At 37.4% G+C, this 19434-nt stretch carries 20 protein-coding genes; 3 read left to right on the forward strand and 17 right to left on the reverse strand.

The annotated features are described in order from the left end of the window. Positions 1-78: 78 nt before the first annotated feature. Positions 79-1587, forward strand: coding sequence for a hypothetical protein (locus GCWU000282_RS15965; protein WP_023355060.1), 1509 nt, complete (start codon positions 79-81; stop codon positions 1585-1587). Between the two features lie 88 nt (positions 1588-1675). Here the strand turns inward: GCWU000282_RS15965 and GCWU000282_RS10320 are convergent, their stop codons facing one another. The 5 genes from GCWU000282_RS10320 to GCWU000282_RS10340 all read right to left on the reverse strand — a co-directional run bounded on the left by GCWU000282_RS10320 (position 1676) and on the right by GCWU000282_RS10340 (position 4807). Beyond that, the gene (locus GCWU000282_RS10320) at positions 1676-1915 is read right to left on the reverse strand and encodes a hypothetical protein (protein WP_023355061.1); all 240 of its coding nucleotides are present in this window, start codon (positions 1913-1915) and stop codon (positions 1676-1678) included. Then, positions 1912-2334, reverse strand: coding sequence for a Wadjet anti-phage system protein JetA family protein (locus tag GCWU000282_RS10325; protein WP_023355062.1), 423 nt, complete (start codon positions 2332-2334; stop codon positions 1912-1914). The genes GCWU000282_RS10320 and GCWU000282_RS10325 overlap by 4 nt, the downstream gene beginning before the upstream one ends. A gap of 111 nt (positions 2335-2445) precedes the next feature. Beyond that, complete coding sequence (locus GCWU000282_RS10330) at positions 2446-3603, reverse strand: ATP-binding protein (RefSeq protein WP_023355063.1); 1158 nt, start codon at positions 3601-3603, stop codon at positions 2446-2448. 171 nt (positions 3604-3774) lie between these two features. Further along, positions 3775-3957: an AlbA family DNA-binding domain-containing protein gene (locus GCWU000282_RS10335; protein WP_035040247.1), complete on the reverse strand. Its 183-nt coding sequence runs from the start codon at positions 3955-3957 to the stop codon at positions 3775-3777. A gap of 439 nt (positions 3958-4396) precedes the next feature. Then, positions 4397-4807: a nuclear transport factor 2 family protein gene (locus GCWU000282_RS10340; RefSeq protein ID WP_023355065.1), complete on the reverse strand. Its 411-nt coding sequence runs from the start codon at positions 4805-4807 to the stop codon at positions 4397-4399. A 133-nt stretch (positions 4808-4940) separates the two neighbouring features. Here GCWU000282_RS10340 and GCWU000282_RS10345 point away from each other — a divergent pair, with 133 nt between their 5' ends. After that, positions 4941-5270: a winged helix-turn-helix transcriptional regulator gene (locus GCWU000282_RS10345; protein WP_035040250.1), complete on the forward strand. Its 330-nt coding sequence runs from the start codon at positions 4941-4943 to the stop codon at positions 5268-5270. Positions 5271-5498: 228 nt separating this feature from the next. On the opposite strand, the gene GCWU000282_RS16915 is transcribed toward GCWU000282_RS10345, so the two are convergent. From GCWU000282_RS16915 to GCWU000282_RS10360, 3 genes are all read right to left on the reverse strand, one after another. Then, positions 5499-6068 carry an ATP-binding protein gene (locus GCWU000282_RS16915; protein ID WP_242828945.1) on the reverse strand — a complete coding sequence of 190 codons (570 nt, stop codon included), beginning with the start codon at positions 6066-6068 and terminating at the stop codon, positions 5499-5501. A 121-nt stretch (positions 6069-6189) separates the two neighbouring features. Next, entirely contained in the window at positions 6190-6369 is a 180-nt protein-coding gene (locus GCWU000282_RS16920; protein WP_023355069.1) for an AlbA family DNA-binding domain-containing protein, read from the reverse strand. A 62-nt stretch (positions 6370-6431) separates the two neighbouring features. Beyond that, positions 6432-6650, reverse strand: a complete 219-nt coding sequence (locus GCWU000282_RS10360) for a MerR family transcriptional regulator (RefSeq protein WP_023355070.1) — start codon at positions 6648-6650, stop codon at positions 6432-6434. 282 nt (positions 6651-6932) lie between these two features. Between GCWU000282_RS10360 and GCWU000282_RS10365 the strand changes: the two genes are divergently transcribed. Beyond that, on the forward strand, positions 6933-7484 hold the full coding sequence (locus GCWU000282_RS10365; RefSeq protein ID WP_242828946.1) for a hypothetical protein: 552 nt from the start codon (positions 6933-6935) through the stop codon (positions 7482-7484). Between the two features lie 60 nt (positions 7485-7544). Here the strand turns inward: GCWU000282_RS10365 and GCWU000282_RS10370 are convergent, their stop codons facing one another. From GCWU000282_RS10370 to GCWU000282_RS10410, 9 genes are all read right to left on the reverse strand, one after another. Continuing rightward, positions 7545-8231: a hypothetical protein gene (locus GCWU000282_RS10370; protein WP_023355073.1), complete on the reverse strand. Its 687-nt coding sequence runs from the start codon at positions 8229-8231 to the stop codon at positions 7545-7547. A 69-nt stretch (positions 8232-8300) separates the two neighbouring features. Further along, positions 8301-9923 carry a hypothetical protein gene (locus GCWU000282_RS10375; protein WP_035040254.1) on the reverse strand — a complete coding sequence of 541 codons (1623 nt, stop codon included), beginning with the start codon at positions 9921-9923 and terminating at the stop codon, positions 8301-8303. Between the two features lie 268 nt (positions 9924-10191). Then, positions 10192-11595 carry a 23S rRNA (uracil(1939)-C(5))-methyltransferase RlmD gene (gene rlmD / locus GCWU000282_RS10380; RefSeq protein ID WP_023355075.1) on the reverse strand — a complete coding sequence of 468 codons (1404 nt, stop codon included), beginning with the start codon at positions 11593-11595 and terminating at the stop codon, positions 10192-10194. 1 nt (position 11596) lies between these two features. Further along, a complete protein-coding gene (locus tag GCWU000282_RS10385) occupies positions 11597-12547 on the reverse strand; it encodes a 3'-5' exoribonuclease YhaM family protein (protein ID WP_023355076.1) in 951 nt (316 codons plus the stop codon). Further along, entirely contained in the window at positions 12544-13830 is a 1287-nt protein-coding gene (locus tag GCWU000282_RS10390; RefSeq protein WP_023355077.1) for a S1C family serine protease, read from the reverse strand. The genes GCWU000282_RS10385 and GCWU000282_RS10390 overlap by 4 nt, the downstream gene beginning before the upstream one ends. A gap of 2 nt (positions 13831-13832) precedes the next feature. Then, positions 13833-15248 (reverse strand): sensor histidine kinase, encoded by a 1416-nt coding sequence (locus GCWU000282_RS10395; RefSeq protein ID WP_023355078.1) that lies wholly within the window; start codon positions 15246-15248, stop codon positions 13833-13835. Positions 15249-15396: 148 nt separating this feature from the next. Next, a complete protein-coding gene (xylB, locus tag GCWU000282_RS10400; RefSeq protein ID WP_023355079.1) occupies positions 15397-16869 on the reverse strand; it encodes a xylulokinase in 1473 nt (490 codons plus the stop codon). 75 nt (positions 16870-16944) lie between these two features. Continuing rightward, complete coding sequence (gene aroA, locus GCWU000282_RS10405; RefSeq protein ID WP_023355080.1) at positions 16945-18258, reverse strand: 3-phosphoshikimate 1-carboxyvinyltransferase; 1314 nt, start codon at positions 18256-18258, stop codon at positions 16945-16947. Between the two features lie 237 nt (positions 18259-18495). Next, entirely contained in the window at positions 18496-19296 is an 801-nt protein-coding gene (locus GCWU000282_RS10410; RefSeq protein ID WP_035040257.1) for a hypothetical protein, read from the reverse strand. Positions 19297-19434 lie beyond the last annotated feature (138 nt).

Here is a 19434-nt window from a genome sequence, read left to right on the forward strand (position 1 = left end):
TGTCAAAAACAAACTTAATATCTTGGGTACAAACTAACAGAAAGGGGTGTTATTCTATTGAAAAGAAGAACAGGTAGTATGAAAAAAAGCACTTTGGGACTATTATTATCCACTGCTTTATTAACATCTGCAATCTTTCCGACAAATGCTTCAGCAGGTGAAATGTCAAAAAGTCTCAATATTTTTAAGACTGCTAATGATGCCGTTCCACTCGGATCTTCGCTTGCAGACAATACATCGACAACTGCCCAAATGTCTAAGGCAGAAAAAAAGCGTGCCATTGAGCAAATGGGAAAAAATCAAGGTAATGTATGGGTTTGGTCAAAAGAAAATGTAGTAAAAGATCAGGAGCGCGGTCCAAACGGCGGCCCCGGACAATTTAACGGAGGCTCAGTAGTATTAGGCGGCAGAGCATCTTACGATCCGCCTGCTGACTGGTACTATTTAGGCTATAAGCGCGATGGAATGACAGATGAACAGGCCAAAGAACTCTTTGACAGCCAGCGGGGAAAATACTTAGACCGTATGGATCCTTGGGGTGTTGTCATGGAAATGCAGGACAATAAGGCCAAGAATGCCTGGTTTGATGTACGAAATATGCAGGCTTTTGTATTGCGTGAAAATGAAACAACCTGGGAAAACCTTATCAACGATCCTGTAGCTGTTGACTGGATTGATTATTTTGAAGGAAACATGTACGGTTGGATAAAACCGGCCAAACGCGAGAAAGTATACGGCTTTGGTACCTCTGTAAAAATGCAGCCAAAAGAAGATAAGGTTGCACATTGGGGCTCTAAGCAGATTCTAAGTGTTCCAAGTCCTGAAAGCATCCGCGCAGTATTGATTTCAGTTGAAGCTCGTATTTCCGAAAAATCTGATCCTAATGCGAAATTAGGCATACAGGTAGGAGCGGATTGGAAATTCTCAGATGAAAGTCCTGCGGAACATCCATTATGGTATCCGGGAGCAGGTCTTTCGGGTGTTCAACGTCTTACTAAAGATTGGGCAAGATATTACTTTGTAAGCGTTGAAGGTATTCAGGATGCGATGCCTGAACGTGCAATATCTGTAGAGAAATTCTATTCAACTGTTGTTCCTTTAGCAGATATTAGTACAGACGATAATACTACTACAGTTGCGGTAAGCAAAGATGAGCTGAAAAGTGCTTTAGATAATAAAGAAAAAAATATAGCTTTGGCGACTTCTGTTGCTAAGTTTGAGCTTGATAAAAAGGCCTTTGAACCTCTTTCCAAAAAAGGTGATGTTACCCTTTCCCTAACACCTGCAAATAAGCTTAATAAACTTGTTCAAAAAGCTGTAGGAAGCAGACCGGTATATGATATCATCTTAAAAGCAGACAACAAGAAGGTTACAACACTTAAAGGAAATCTTAAGATAAGTCTCGTATACAAGAAAGATTCCAAAGAAAATGCAAACGGTCTCTATGTTGCTTATGTAAATAATAATGGTAAAATTGTTCGTGTAAAGGGTTCTTCATACAATAACAAAACCGGCAGAATAACCTTTACTACAAAGTCATTAAAGAGGTTTGCCGTTATGTACGAAGCTTTGAAAAAGGCTAAATAATAAGCCGAAGTCCCGATATACAGTAAAACTTGAGCTGTGTAGCCTCAAAAGCTGCACAGCTCTTTTTATAAAATTATTGATTTGTTTATCAGCTATTTTCATTGGCTAAAGCCTGATTATCACGTCTGTTTAATCTGCGCAGAAATCTTTCAGTCCTTGGATTTATTGGAGTTTTTTTAGTTTTAGTGCTTTCTATGACCTCAGGTACACCGTTTAATCTCCTGCCTCTGTTGCAGGACAGCTTATCAATCGGGCACTGCCAGCCACAGCCCTTACAGACTTCATTTGAGATGTTGGTTTTATTGTTATTTTCTTCATTTGTGTTCATGGCTTTTGCTTTCCTTTAGTAGATTTATATGTAGTAATTTTGGGATTAATGATATCTTGAAAAGATTTGATTAAGGGAACTACCTTATAGTTGACTGCAAGTTTGAACTCTTCCTCATACTCCCCTTCTTTTTCAATAATCCAACCTGTATCTTTAAGCCTTCTGATAAAACTGCCTGCTATGTTGCGGGCATCTGCCATATTGCCCTCTATTTCTTCCTCTATATCCAGTTCTACCTGCTCATCTAAGCCATTAAAATACTCCTCTGCCATATCGAAAATAGTACTTTTTTCTATGGCAAAATTAGGCTGCCTTTTGCACCTTTCCCAAATCAAAGTAAGAATATCCACATATTTTCTTTTATTAATTCCTGTTAATGGACGAAACAGGTTCTCGTCCACTTCGTCAAAAATGTTCATGTTTAGTTCCTTCCATGAGGTTTACTACTTCATTACGATAATAATATATTACTGTATTACTTTTCTTCCGTTTTTGGCATTCCATAGCGTTAGCAAAAATACGAACAAATCTCAGGACATTTCAATATATCGCAAATTACTTGTTGCTCCTTTCTTCTTTAAGTAATTCTTATTACACATCTCTGATAATATTTCCCTAGCCCTTCGTTCCTTTATATTCAATAATTTACAAGCTATAGCAGTTGTTATCATTTCATGCTCTCGAACATATTCAAATATTGTCTTTTCTTGTTCCGTCATATTTTCAACTTCGGTACTCTTCGGCACTTCTTCGGCGCTCTTCGGCACTGCCGAAGCTTCTTGAACAGCACTTTCTGTCTTTACCATATCAAGTTTCAATGTAACCTGATTTAATATGGTATCTTCAATCAGCTTCGGTTTCACCCACCCTTCTGCATCCCAAGCTGCAACAATTGTAGGGAAACCGGAACCTGCATTATCACCAAAACCAACCATTCTAAGCATTGTCTGCATATGTGAATTACGAGGTTTGGAATTACCCCCACGGAAAATATCTTCAACCGGCAATTTAAGTATTCCGGGGTTAGTAAACTCAAATGACTTATTCTTCTTAATTACTTTCAATGTACCGGCATCCATCAAATAATCTGCATGGATTATAAGGTTAACAAACGCCTCCCTAACTGCCTTATGAAGCGGAGTTTCATCAATTCGCTGTATACCTTCAAGCTTAAATGGTTTTGGTAAGTCTTCTGTAAGCTTTGGTGTTACCTTAGAAAAGAAATTAAATAAATTATTCTCCCAAGTACCATCATAAGTAATTCTATCATTCCAGCGTACATCAATCGTAACTTCTGTTTCCTCACGGTAATCCATAAATATATTTGAAAATCTTTCTCTAATCGCACGTCCTGTTCCAAACATCATAAGTCCGGCTATTGTAAGGCCTTCTACACCGGTTCTGCGATCACGACTGTATCCTCCAAGTTGTTCAAGAAATGCTTTATCATCAAGAGAATTCCATACATGACCATCATTTCTAATTTCAAAAATCTGACGATATTTTCTAAGAGTTTCTTTATCAATATCATCCATAATGTAGTATTCCAGAATAGTTCCATCATTACCCTCCAGATTTTGGTCACGAATCATGCCCCTAACCTCATGCTCTGTTGCATGATAATCACCTTCATGATTTCTCTTATAAGTTCCCTTATATGGATTCTCACCTACATACACAGGACGCATATTAAAGTCTGCCCTAGGCACATGAATAACAAGAAGTTTAATATCTCCCTCTTCAACAACAAAAACATCTTCATCTTTTAAAACATTAACATTTACTTTATTTCCATTGATGGTATTCCAAAAGTCCTCTTTTTGAGCTCCAGGATCCTGAACTCCTTTAATGATATAACGTTATTCCGACAACGATTTTGATTTATCTTCCAGTATTCCCAAAATAATATATCCACCTTTTGTATTTGCAAATGCCGAATATGATTCATATACAGATTTAGGAATATTGCCTTCTGCCTTTTTACACTCTATATCCACTTTTTCGCCTTGGTAGATAAGGCTTTTCAATTTCTGCATATCCATTGCGACACCTTCTTTCATATAACAATATCTTTATAACTCTACAATTGACTCATTAAGTAAAAAGTCTTCCACTCCGATATCCATGTTATATCATAAGGTTGCAGCCTAATCAACAACCAACAAAGAATTTAGGCGGATTTACACCTTTTTATTTCGAGTTTAGCTGGTTGAGAATAAAACATAATAAACCCCAATTATTCACGCCATAGGTCACAGACCTCTTATTTCACATAGTAAAGTAAGATAAAATGTTTCCGGTCTGTGACTATGGGGTGATATTACCAAACATCTTGTGAAATATCCTAATTTCAAACCTGCGGCTTGATTACGATATTTCGCAAGATGTTTCGTGAATAATTGGGGATAAATTAAAAAACCGACCTCTAATCGCTAGATTTTTTAGTCTAACTTTTGTAGGTCGGTAGATTATTTAAATATTTTACTTGTTAGAGAAAAACTTGGCATCCCAAAATTTATCTTCTGATTCTTGCTGTTCTGAAAATGTCCACACTTCCTGGATTTTTCCATTCTCTATTCTAAACAAATCAATACCCGGATTATTAAGCTTTTCTTCTCCTCTTTCAGCTAAAGAAACTACACTTGCAGCAACAAAACAATCATTACTTGCAGCCCAATTTGTAATAACTCTAAATGTTCCATTGCTTCTCTTTGTAAATTCTCCCAAACGCTCGCCCAATGCCTGTTTTCCTTTAATTATACCAGAAAGCGAACTCTCTCCACCCATATGCCAAACAATATTATCTGATATTGTTTCAAATACAGCTTCAAAATCTCCCTTTGATAATGCTTCTGTGTAGGCGTTAAATACCTCAATCACTTCGTTTTTCATAACGATCCTCCTTGAAAATTTATAAACAACATTCTTTTGCCATTATTATAATCTTATAGTCTTGATTTTAGAAGTACGAACATTTATAATACATAGTATCTAATCAGATACTATAATGTTTCAGGAGGTTTTTATGTCGAATATATATGATAAATGCCCATATATCACCACGCAAAGAGTATTGCAGGGAAAATGGGCAATTGTGATACTGTACCATCTAAGTACAGGTACTAAAAGATCTAATGAGCTTGAAAAACTTATTCCAGATGTTACACGAACGGTTTTAACAAGGCAGCTCCGCCAACTGGAGCATGACAAACTGATAAACAGAAAAGTGTTCCCCGAAGTTCCTCCTCATGTAGAATATTCTTTAAGTAATGTAGGTGCTAAATTCCAAAGAGTGTTAGATGAAATAGAGGTTTTTGGATTGGATTATATTGCTGAACTTGAGAAATTAGAGTAGTTTTAGTCCGATTTTTATTATGGTTTTATTTAGTCCTCATCAGCTAAGCGGTATTTTCTATTGGTATTTGTACCTTCATACTCAACATCTGACATTTCTTTTAAAAGAACTCTGGTTCGTGCAGCTCTTAGCCCTATAGCTGTGGCTATATCATTTGTTTTTGATAATCCATTTTTGCTTAAATAGTCGCGAATCAGTTTGCAGTTATCTTCAGTTTTTCTTCGTCTATTATCTTCGCTTGTTTTCTTTGCTTGTTTTCTTCGCTTGTTTTTTAGCAAATTCAAGCGATAAACGTGTTCTATCAGGATTATAGCTTTCCTCTACAACAGGTGTATCCCATCCTTCATTTTCCCATACATTGTATATATCCGGGATACCGCTTCCTGCTCTTTCGCCAATACCAATCATATTGAACATTTTCATCAATGTTTTATTTCTGGGATCCGAAATACCCCCACGAAGCATCTGCTTCTTGCCGGTACGTATACTTCCCGGATTCTCCATTACCAGCTTATCATCTTCCTTTTTAATCACTACTCCACAAGGCAAGAAATAGTCTGTATTAACCAAACAATTAACCAAAGCCTCTCGAACAGCCTTATGAACCGGTGTATCGTCAACCCTTGTAATGCCCTCAAGCTTAAAAGTTTTTTTGATGTCTTTTGCAATTTTGCTATTTACTCTAAAGAAGAAATCAAATAAATTGCCACTCCAATCACCTGAACTAGACATTATTAATGTAAACAGGCTTTTGCTCACGCTTAGCTCTTGGCACATTGATGACCAAAACCATGTCATCGTTAACCTCATAAGACTCTATGTTTTTATCAGATAAAAGATTTATGCTTACTTTCCCCATATCATGGATTGTATTCCAAAAATTTCTCTTTAACTTGTCCACATTCTTCAAACCCGTTGTTTACCAACTTCCATCTTGGTGCTCTCCAACACCAAGTATAATTACTCCGCCATTAGAATTAGCAAATGAAGAATACGACTCCCATAATGATATAGGTAGTCCACCTTCTGCCTTCTTCTCTTCAAGGCAGTTATCTTCTTTATATTTATCAAAGTTAGATAAATCAAATAATTTTGACATATGAGAATCTTAGCTCCTTTCCATCAAATACAAAACACATTTTTTAATATCTGCTCCATATATTACTTTTCCTTTATGTATTTTCCACTTTTTACACGCTCATCGCTTGGCTTTTCTGCATCTGCTGGTATCGCCCAGTAAAAGCCTATCTTCGTCGCTCCTGAGATACGTCCTTCTGAGCATAAAACTTGAATTCTCCTTATGGATATTCCCCACTTCTCAGATATTTGTTTTATAGATAAATATTCCACACAATCCTTTCTTAAACTATAAAAAGTCATTTATAAAATCTAATAATAATTATATGCTAAACCACGAATAAAATCAATATTCATCTAGCGTTGTATCAAGTGCTAATTAAATATTTTCTTTGACAATTTTAATACAGGTCGGATCAGCCATCCATTTCTTTTGTCATTTTACTCTATTAAGGCTTGTTAATTACGGCGATAAACACTGGTACGCAGGAGAGTGGTCAAGACCAGTGCAAAAATGGTAAAAAGCGCAGTTACAGCTGCAACCACTGCTTTGCAAAGATTGTTGTCTGTGGTGACTGCGGTGAAATGTTCCGCAGAATTCACTGGAACAATCGCGGCTACAAATCCATCGTCTGGTGCTACCTCAGCAGGCTGGAACCTACCGGGCAGGAATGCCATGCAAGAACCGTTAATGAAACGGTATTAGAGAATATGGTAGTTCAAGCCATTAACACTCTCCTTGGCGGTAAGTCAACCTATCAGGCACAGCTACAACGGAACATTGCTAAGGTCATCAGAGATGCTCAGAAAACCACTGCTGATGGCATTGACGAACAGCTTATGCAACTCCAGAAGGAGCTTCTCAAAAAGGCTAATAACAAGGAAGCCTACGATGAAATTGCCGACCAGATTTTCAAGCTCCGTGAGCAACGCGAAAAATACACCGTTGACACTGCTGACAGAGATGCTCAGATTGCAAGAATTAATGACCTGCAAGATTACATTAAAAAACAGCGTATCGACCTTGCTGAATTCGACGAGGCTTTGGTAAAACGTTGGCTAAAGCAAATAATAATCTGGGAAGACTATTTCACAGTAGAGCTCAAGTCCAGACTGAAAATTAATATTGAAGGATAATACTATAGACTCAAAAAGACTCCTGACCACTGGAATACAACCGGTGATGAGGAGCTTTGCTTAATTATTATGCGAATAAAAATCTATGATAGCTACATTTTTTTCAATAAGATAATTTCCAATTCCCAATTCCAAGTCTCCAACTGAACGATTTCCAAGTATATCTGATGTCATTGGAAATATCATTACAAAAGATTTATCCCATGATTCGCCAACCTCTTTAACCAATACATCCGAACTTATCGGCTTTCCATCATCATTCTTACTATCAAAGTTAATGTCAAAGCTTTTTGCTACAACACCCACATGACCTTTTTGTGTAAACTTTAGCCATATAAGGTTCTTGGGTTCCCCCGTATGAAAAACAGAGCTTATAACATCATACTTATAATCCCATTTCACATAGCCTCTTTTTTCTTTATCGTATATTGGCGCTTTCCAATTAAGCTGGTTACAGATAATTCCATTGTCAATAATTGAGTGTATAGAATTATCAAGAACCATAGTATTGAATCTTACATTTTTTTCGTAATATCCATTTGATGTCCTTAGTAATTCAATGAATTCATTCACATATGAAAAAACGGTGCTAATTGGAGTAGGCGGAAGTTTTGACTGTTCACTTGCCTTATCGTTTCTTAATGTATCCCCATAGTATTTAAGTACACCTCGAAACTTTTTTTCACCTTTGCCGTTAGTATAAAACGCATCTTCTTTTTTTGAAAAATATTTTTCTAAATCCATCATTTAAAAGTCACCTCTTCTTTTTTTTCATATTTCGTTGTCTGAAAATACCCTCACATAAAGTTGTCGCATTTATACCATTTTTTCTAAATTAGCTTCCATAAAATTTATAAAGTCAGTTGCGCAATTCAACAAATTTGAAAATGTTTCTGCATAATTTTCATTTTTCATATCAAGTGTTTTAGTTATTTTTTGATAGCCTTTTCCTTTACGATGCCCTGTTCCGCTTGAACGTAACTCTTGCAAATTCCTTAAGAATTTTATATATTCATCACTATTTTCAATATTTTTTTCAACTAGCCAAGCTTCTAATTTAGATATACTTCCCACCAATTTTTCATAACTTACAGTCAACTGACTGGTAATTTTCTTTTCATTCATAGAATCAATTAGTATTTTTACTAAAGATAGAACAAGCATATCCATCTCTGCAATTGAATTATTAACTGGTATTCGCAAAGTTTCAAAGTTATACGCATCTTGCTCTGTTAATGGCAAAAATAATGACCAACCTAATTTATCTTCATAAGCTTGGTTTACTCTCCTATATGTTCTTTTAAACACGAAATCTGGAGACTCAGAATCAGCTGCAATGCACATAAAATCTCTTTTTACTTTTGTAAGACTTAATTTACCGCCAACTGCTTTATTAAACCCTCTCCAGTAATGCTGCTCTGATTCACTTGGTAAATCTCTTCCTAAATCTCCTAAATATGTCGATACGTAATCAGGGTTACTATTATCAACATATATAGCCCACAGTACGCCGCATCGTATAATGCCATCCTCAATTTTATAAATCTCCGGCTTAGAATAATACTTATTTAAAACTGCAGTATCGAAATAAACTGGTGTTAGATAATGAGGGGCCGTTGGATTAGCACCGTAATAGTTACTCAAGCAATTTGGATTACAAGTATGACGTATTTCTCTTCCATTTTCATCTATTCCAATAATGAAATCAACATAGGCTTTTTCTTCATTGTATGGCCATATATTACTATCACATAAACTACAACCCAAAATTACATTTTTACCAAAAATGTATGAATAATTTTCTCTTTTGGTTCCAGTAGATGTATTTCCAATGTTCAGTGTATAAAATATTGAATTCTCATCATTTCTGTACACTAATCCATCCTCTTCAACTTTTTTTGTTGCATCAAGAGCTACACATCTGCTGTCAATATGAATAATCAATGCTTTTTCTTTTACAGCTAAATATGTCTTTAAATATCTTTTATGTATAGTAATGTATCCATTATCATTCATTTTAACAACAGTAAGTCCTTCACCATCAGAAACGTCAACATATTCATTTTTTTGTGAATTAAAATATAGATTAAACAACAGTCTAAATTCTTCTGCAACTTCAATCGAAGCTGCTGCTACCCCATTGAAATTTCTTCTAATGATAAGAGGTTCAAAACCATCACCATTTCCCCAGCGATGATACACTTTTTCATCATTTTCCCACGAACCATATACTGTTATTCCCGGCTCCATTGAATGAGCATTATACGTGTCGTTCTCCATATCTGCTTCAACAGCATCAATAGGGAGCAAAAAACTTTGAATATACACATCATATTTTTTATCAACTCTGTTTCCCGAAACTGGAACCATAATTTCAGCATCTAATCCATCTTCTATCCATTCACGTATATCCACTTGATACAAATAATTTTTATCCATAAAAAACATTCCTCCCATAACATCTAATCTACTCCCCGAAAATACCTTTATCATCGAGTTGCCGGATTTGTTGTTAGTTTTCAGCACTTAATCAAAAGTCACTGACATCTAATCCACTAACTCAATTTGCGTAATCTAAGCCGAGGTTACAACCTAGCACACATTTTCGCAGTAGATATGTTTCCATATAATAAAACCGAGCCTTTTCGTGAGTTAGGCTTTTAATCCCAACTTTCGAAAAAGCCGGGAATACGCCACTTTCTGGTACTTATTTTTCTTTTCTTGTCATCAAACACACACTCTCCACATGCACCCCCCTAGAAAACTGATCCACCGCCTGTACTTCCTCAAGTTTATACCCCCCATCCCCGCAAAGCACCTTCAAGTCCCTAGCAAGTGTAGCAGGATCACAGGACACATATACTACTCTTTCCGGCTTATAATTCATTATTGTTTCAAGAAGCTTCTCGTCACAGCCCTTCCTTGGCGGGTCTACCACAATCACATCAGGTTTTGGCAGCTTCTTAGCCTCATCCTCTGCCTTGCCTACTGTAAAATATGCATTCTCTATTCCGTTTAATTTGGCATTCTCCTTCGCATTCTCTACTGCCGCCGGAACTATTTCTACTCCGTAAACTTCCTTAGCCTTCTTAGCTAAAAACAGGCTGATGGTTCCGATGCCGCAGTACAAATCCCAAACTACTTCCTCTCCTGTAAGCCCTGCAAACTCCAAAGCCTTACCATAGAGCTTTCTTGTCTGTGCAGGGTTTACCTGATAAAATGAAAAAGGAGAAATCTTAAATTTTATATCCTCTATCATATCCACTATGTAAGGCTCTCCGTATATGCATTTTAACTCATCACCAAAAATCACATTAGTAATCTTCTTATTTATATTCACGCAAATGCTTGTTATCCTTACATCATTTCTGCCTTCAAATGCCTTTAACATCATATCCGTAAACTCAGCCGCATTGGGCAGAGTATTTCCGTTTATCACCACACAGATACCTATTTCACCTGTGGCAAAACCCTTTCTGGTCATTATATGGCGGACTAAGCCCTTTGCTTTTTCAGGCTTTCTCGTTTTAGGGTTTATTTTCTCCTCATAGGCAGATATTTTATATTTTTTCATAAATGCCTTGAGTGTCTCTAAAATAAGCTCATTTTCCTCTACATGAATACAACACTTGGTTGTATCAACTATCTCATGGCTTCTCTCAGCATAAAACCCTGTAACTGTTTCACCGTTTTTATCTACTCCAACCGGAAACTGTGCCTTATTCCTATAATGCATAATTTCCTCACAGCCGATTATAGGAAGCATAGGTATTTCTTCATCCTTAAATCCGCCAATACGTTTTATGCAGTTAAACACCTTTTCCTGCTTAAATTTCAGCTCTACCTCATAAGAGAGATGCTGGAACTGACAGCCTCCGCATCTCTTAGAAATAGGACAGACAGGCTCTATTCTATCCGGTGACGGTTCTATTATGCGCTCACATCTTGCATAACCGAAGTTTTTTCCGGTCTTTACCACCTTTGCCTCTATCCTGTCTCCCGGAACCGTATCCTTTACAAAGAGGGTATAACCATTTACATGAGCTATACCCTCTCCTTCACTGCCTATTGCTTCAATTTGAAGTTCTAAAATTTCATTTTTCTCAAACATATTATTCCTTATTTTTCGTAGCTATTCTTATATTTGACTCAAAAAGTTTATTGTAACCAAGCCAGTCGGTTCTGCCCTCATTTACTTCCAAAAGCTCTGTAAATGTCTCCATCTTGGCATCCATATTGTCAGCCAGACTGAGCGCAAAAGCTTCCATAAGTGACGGCATTTTAGGGGAGCCAAATTCCAACGAGCCATGATGCGATAAAATACAGTGAATAAGCTCATCTGCCTGTCTTCTTGGAAAATCCTCTATTTTGTTGATTTTTTCACTTACCATATTTGCACCGATGTAAATATGTCCTAAAAGCTGACCTGAGTCTGTATATTCATTGGTCGGAAAACCGCTTAATTCAACCATCTTACCTATGTCATGAAGAGGTGCCGCCGTTATAAGCAAATCCCTGTTAAGCATAGGATACTGCCTGGACATAAAATCACAAACCTTTATTACTCCGAGAGAATGCTCCAAAAGTCCGCCTACAAAGCTGTGATGAACTGTTTTTGCAGCCGAATGATTTTTGAATTTATTTGCAAATTCCTTATCCCTGAAAAATGAATCAAGAAGCTTTTTATAATACGGTATTTTCACTGTATCAATTATTGATAAAAGTTCTGCATACATCTCATCCCTACTGTATCTTGAAGTAGGGATATAGTCCGCCAAATCATACTCACCTTCATTACATCTTCTGGCTCTGATAATCTTACCCTGCAAGGCTCCCATAAATATGCTTATCTGTCCCTGCACACAGATAAAATCTCCGCCTGCAAAATCTTCTATTCCGTTTGAATTGGTATCCCAGACCTTACCGTCAAGGCTTCCTGTCTTATCCTGTAAAATCAGCGAATAATAGGGTTTATCATTTTTACTTCTAAGCTCCTTTTTTTCCTTGCAATAATAAATCCCGTTCAGCTGGTCTCCGTCTTTAATATCCTTTATATATCTCATTTTATTCCTCGACTGTCTCCTATTTCTATCTCTAATTCGAGTTTTTTTCCTTCATTTCTGGTCACCCTGTATATAAGTGCTTTCACCTTGTCCTTAGGTTTTTTACTCTCAAGCTGAGTTTCATAATCATCCATAGTCTCTATATGTTCGCCGTCCAGCTCGTATATTATGTCTCCCTCTTTAAATCCTGCATCATCTGCAGGCGAACCCTTGGTCACACTGTCTATGAGTACACCTCCGGAAATGCCTGTCTTTTCCTCCGCTCCTTCAAAATCTTTCGACTTAATCCCTATATAAGGCAAAGCCTCGTCATTTATTATTTTTTCAAGGAAGGTCATTATCTTTGATATGCTTACAATCTGAGTAGAGTCGGAGCTGCCTTTAAAATACATACCTATAACATTTCCGTCAAAATCTACAAAAAGCGCATCTCCGTTTTTTGAAATAGTAATATCTGTAAACTGTGAGTCAAGGCAATAATCATCTACGCGCAGCATAGTCTCGGTGCTTGTTATAACTCCCGGTAATACTGAATAGATATTTCCATTCGGATTGCCTATAGCCATAATAGGCTCACCTATGTTTTTATAGCTTATTTTGTCTAATTCAAGCGGCTCTATCTCATCCTTTTTTGCAATACCTTTCAGGTTGACAACTATAAGGGCGAGCTCCAAATTCACACTGTAATTTTTTACAGTTCCGTCAGTAAGAAAGCCCTGTTTGAATTTCACCTTTATCTTATCTGCCTCTTTAATACCCTTATAGCTTGTTAAAATATAGGCCTCATCATTCTGCAAAGCAATAATATATCCTGCTGCCTTATTTACCGCCTCATAAGGATTCTCAAACCAGTCCTTGCTCTTAACTACAGACTGCACCTCTACCACAGACTGATTCTGCTTGTCGGCAAGCTCTCCAAACTGCTTAAGCGCCTGCTTATAATCCGATAAATCAGCTGAAATCCTTTTTTCGATTATTTTCACCTGTTTTTTATTAGTTGCAGGTTCAGGCTCTTTTTTCTCCTCAACCGCACCTTCTGAGGCTATAGCAGTTCCTGTCGCAGCTTCTTCTTTTTTCCCGAGTTCAATAGAATTATTTTTCTTAAATATTTGAAAATGCGGAAGAACCTCTCCCGTTACTTCAAATACAACTCTTTCTACAGCTCCGAATATCAGTCCAAGCACTATAACCGCTATCAAACCAAGTAAAAACTTTTTCACAGGATGCATCTTCTTTGGAACTATTTTCTCATTTATGAACTTATAATCCTTGTCATCACTCATAATTATACCCCTGACTTACTAAGTGTGAATACAAACTCCGTTCCTGCATTTTCAGTACTGATTACATCTATTTCTTCTCCATGTGACTGAATAATTTCCTTCACTATCGCCAGCCCCAAGCCACTTCCCTTCTTATCCTTCCCCCTTGAAGAATCTGTCTTGTAGAAGCGCTCCCATATTTTTTTAAGGCTTTCCTTAGGTATTCCCACACCATAGTCTTTCACAGACACTATAACTTTATTCCCCTTAGACTTTGTGGTTATAGTTATATCTGAATCATTATGGCTGAATTTTATGGCATTATCTATAAGGTTGTAAAATACCTGTTCAATCTTTCCCTTATCTGCCATTACGGGAGATTCATCACCTTCAAATATAAGATTGAGTGAAATGTATTTCTCCCTGCATTTTCCTTCAAAAGCCTCAACAGTCTGCTTTATCATGCTGTGTAAATCAAATTCCTTTATATCTAAAAGAGCCTGGTGACTGTCAAATTTTCCAAGCTCAATCAGACCGCTTGTCAGCTTTGTCAGTCTGTCGGTTTCAAAGCAGATTGTATTCAGATACTTATTATACAGCTCAGGCGGTATGGTGCCGTCTATCATTGCTGTTGCAAAGCCCTTTATGGAAGTTAACGGAGAACGGAAATCATGTGAAATATTGGAAATAAATTTTCTCTGATAATCCTCCATAAGACTGAGCTCTTTTGCCATATACTCAATAGTATCCATCAAATCCTTGAACTCGTCATGTCTGTTTGGCTGTATTGTCAGCTTGTATTCAAAGTTTCCCTTTGCATACTCCCTTGCAGCCTTAATTACAGCTCTTAGCGGAACTATTGATATCCTGTACAGGAACAATAATGCTATTAAAAATGTCACTCCAAGTATCAGAAAACATATATTTAATGTATCTATGCTATAGGCGGCATCCTTATTCACCTCTGACATTTCCATGGAAAGTACAACATAGCCTTTTAGCACAAAATCTATATCAATGGGGGAAACTACAACAACTACAGTATTATTTGAAAGTTCGTTTATATTACCGCCTACATAAGAATCTTTTGCCAACAGCCAGTCCGGCAACTTCCTTCTTTCTTTATTTTTATCAAAAGAAGCTCCTCTTGTATCAGAAATCACCTCTCCCAATGTATTTACAATCATTATTCTTGCATCGGCAAAAGTATCTATAGTTTTTAAGCCGTTATCCACGTCAAAGAGCGACATATTACCGGAGTAATACCCCTTCATATAATCGCTTGTAATCGTTTCTGCTTCTACCTTCATTGACCTTATGCTGTCTTCAACAATTCCGTTTCTGATTCGCCCCGCTCCCACTGTATTTAGTATAATCAGAGAACTAATAACTATGAGGAGATAGCAAATCAGATATTTAAAAAAAAGATTTGCTTTCATAATATTACTCTTTCACCGGTTTGTTAATTCATACGACTACAGTATACCGAAATTTGAAGAGTTTTACAAGAATTATGTGGTTTTATTTAAAAAGTTGATAACCACCCGGTTCAGCAGTTACCAACTTAATTGAAATAATATCCGTTTTTTATAAATCCTTAGTTGCCCCATATACCTTTTTATAACTCTCATAAGCCTCATTATACTTTAATACATTCTCTTTGACAGGGCTTATTCCTGATTTATAGTGTACAAAAGTTTTCGCACATTCTTTAAGATCCGCAAACCATCCTGTACCTACCGCTGCCATCATAGCGGCTCCTAGCCCCGGTCCCTGTTCTGTGGTAAGGGTAATTATCTCTGTATCAAAAATATCTGCCTGCATCTGAAGCCAGTCTTTATTTTTGCTGCCTCCGCCTACTGAAAGTATCTTGTCAAATTTTTTCGCTGTAAACTCAGACATAAGCTCCATAGAATCTCTTAGAGAGAATGTTATTCCCTCTAAAACAGCCCTTGCAAAATGTGCTCTTGTATGAGTGGTATCAATTCTTGTAAAACTTCCTCTCACCTTACTGTCTGCATAAGGAGTACGTTCACCCACTATATAAGGGGCAAAAAGCAAGCCATCAGAACCGGCAGGGATTTTATCTATATTGGAAAGCAGTTCTTCAAAACTCTCCTTAGGCGCAAAAGTTTCCTTGAACCAATTCAGGCTGTGTCCCGCTGCCAGGGTTACTCCCATAGAATAATAAGCATCAGGTATTCCATGGTTAAACAGATGCAAACGTCCCGAATAATTGCTGTGAGCCTCGTCTTCGTAAGATAAAAATACTCCCGAAGTTCCTATGCTTACCATTCCGATTCCGTTTGATACTATTCCCGAACCGACTGCGGCACAGGCATTGTCGGCTCCTCCGCCCATTACTTTTACTTCTTTTTCAAAGCCAAAGTCCTTCTGATATTCAGCCTTGATTTTGCCTACACAGTCTATCGAATTGTAGAGTTTCGGTAAAATTTTCTCATCTATATTATATTTTGCAAGTATTTCATCCGACCATTTTTTAGCTGCAACATCCAAAAGCAAAGTGCCTGCAGCATCTGAATAATCAGTAGCAAACTCTCTGGTAAGCCTGAATATAAGGTAATCCTTAGGCAGCATAATATGAGCTGTCTTCGACCAAAGCTCCCTCTCTTCTTCCTGCATCCAAAGTATCTTAGGCAGGGTGAAGCCCTCTAAAGCCTTATTCTTAGTTATGCTAATAAGCCTGTCTCCAAAGTCTTCCATAATCTCAATACACTGTTTTGTAGTACGGGTATCGTTCCAAAGAATTGCAGGTCTTACAACTTTATTTTCTGCATCTAAAGTCACAAGCCCATGCATCTGTCCCGATATCGCAATTCCTTCAAGTTCAGCCTTAAAGTCCTCAACCTTTTCAGAAAGTGATTTAAATACATTTTCACAGGCTTTCACCCATTCTTCCGGGTTTTGCTCGCTATAACCCTTCTTTGGATGTAACAAAGGGTAGTCATATCCCGCAAAAGCCACCACTTCTCCCGACTTATTCATAAGTAAGCCTTTTAATGAACTTGTTCCAAGATCAATTCCCAATACATATCCCATAACTCGTCCTCCCGGTTAGGTTATTTTTATATGATACAGTATAACTCAAAAACCATAAAATTACACCTGTGAATATTATTCACCGACAATCTTATCTAATACCTTAAAATAATCCTTAAATGTCTTTGCTGAACAGCCCGGGTTTTTAATCACTACACCTTCCCTTCTAAGACCGATAAGTGCAAAAGCCATAGCTACCCGGTGATCCTCATAGGTTTCTATTTCTACCTCGGAAGAGTCCATTGACATCGGAAATATAGTTATTTCACCTTCTCCAATTTCCGTTTTTATTCCAAGTCTTTCAAGCTCTGTCTTTATGGCAAGCAGCCTGTCTGACTCCTGCAAACGTATGTGGGCTACACCTGTTATCTTTGTAGGACTTTTGGCAAATGCACCGACAGCCGCCAAAGTGAGGCTTTGGTCTGAAAAACTGTTAAGATTTGCCTCCAAACCCTCATAGTTTCCGTCCTTAGCCCCTTGGAGTACAATTCCCTCCGAATTTTCAGAGAGTTTAGCTCTCATCTTGGTTAAAAGTTTAACAAACTCTATATCCCCCTGAATACTGTCTAAGTGAACTCTTTCTACTTGTGCCTTACAGCCAAGTATTTCTGCCATAGCGTAGAAATAGCAGGCTGCGGAAACATCAGGCTCTATATTATATTCTCTTGCAGTATAGCCATTTCCTTCTTTTAAAATGTATGAAGCCAAGCCATTTTCATGGACTGTATCCACCTTAACTCCAAAGCCTTCCATTACTTTAACTGTCATATCCACATAAGGAAGGCTCTCTCTTTCCCCGCCTATGTCCACCTTCAGACCGTTTTTAAGTAAGAAACCTGTCATTATAACAGCACTTAAAAACTGACTGCTAATACCGGTATCCAGGCAGATTCTTCCGCCTTTTACCTCTCTGGAATCGAGTGTGAACGGAAAATGCCCCTCTTTTTCATCATAGCTTATAACAACTCCCAGACTTATTAAGGCATCTAACAAAGGTTTCATAGGGCGTTTTTTCATTTGCTCGGAAGCATCCAAATGATAAACTCCTCCGCTAAAAGCGAGCAGAGCTGTTATAAATCTTGCGGCAGTACCGGCACTTCCCACATTTATACCTGCTTCCCTTACCGGAAGTCTGCCTCCGCAGCCCTGTACAACTATGGTTTCATTTTCTTCGTCTATATCTGTTTTTATACCAAGAGAATTGAGACAGGCTATCATGTTCTTTGCATCATTTGAAAAAAGTGCCCCACTAAGCCCGCTTTCTCCTTCTGCCAAAGCCGCAATAAGCAGAGCCCGATTGGTTATACTCTTAGAGCCTGGAACTTTAACTTTGATTAGTTTTTCACTGCTTATCTTACCAAAAATACATTTAACCCTATATTTATCCATTTTTTCTCCTGAAATTTTTTAAAAGGGGGTTGTCGCATTAAGAATAAGATATACAAAATACAGTGATAATTTGATGATAAATTTACTATATTTTGCTGCACTTTTGCTTGTTGCGACAGCTCCGGTTTGCGCACGAGCGGTGTATCTCTCGGAGAGATTTTTTATTTAACAGGAAATTTCTTCGAAGTTTCCTATTAAACGAAAAACCCACCAGGCTTTCACATGATGGGTTATATTTTATCTGAAGCTAATTTTTATTTCTCGTCTCTCTGACTTTGTATTTTTCTGTTCGGTCTTTCCCGCACCTTCTGCTGCATCTATTGTATCCAGTCTTGTAACTGCATCAAAGGTCTTTGAAGCAGATTCCGAAAAGGCTGCTTTCAGATTATTGCCAAATCTTTCAAACTTTTTAGCTTTGCTGTTTCCCTCAGAAGAAACATTTATAAAATCATTATCCTTCTTTTCCGCTTGAGCACGCAGTTTTTGCCTGCTTGACATCTCAGAATCATAATCAATCTTTGTAATTTCACCTTCAAGATAAAGTCTGGTTATATCTGAGTCGGACTTTCCGGTAAAAGAAACAGCCTGTTTTTCCTCTGTATGAACTACCTTTTTCTGCTCATTCTTTACTGCTTCCTTTAGTATCTCTGTTCTTCTCGCAGCCTTTAACCTTGCTTCCTTGCGGGCATTTTCCGCTGCCTCAGCCTTAACCTCAGCTTCATCTGCCACATTTCCTGTTACTTCTGTACCGGTATTATCAGAGTCATCCTTTACTTTAATCTCTTTAATAGCCGCATCAAGCTTAGCTACGGCCTTTGGACTAAGTTGTAAGGTGTCTCCGTCCGTTGAGACAGCCACCTGATTCTCAAGCGGTTTTCTCTCTGTAACCACACTCTTTTCAGCTTCAACTGCATTTTGTCTGCCGGATTCTGTATTTCCTGAAGTTCTGTTTATTGTTTCCCGCCCTAAGGCACCTATACCGCCTCCGCCGGTATAGCCGCTATATCCACTTCCTGTGTTTATACCTGCTATTGCCATAGTCACTCTCCCTCCTTGAATGGTGACGCATTTTATATCATCTTTATATAAAGACATCAATCAATTTTCATAATAGCACAAATTTCTTATAATAGCAAAGATTTTCTTTATAATATTTTAAAAAAATCAAAAATGTAA

Origin of the sequence: Catonella morbi ATCC 51271 (assembly GCF_000160035.2) — a bacterium.
Classification (GTDB): domain Bacteria; phylum Bacillota; class Clostridia; order Lachnospirales; family Lachnospiraceae; genus Catonella; species Catonella morbi.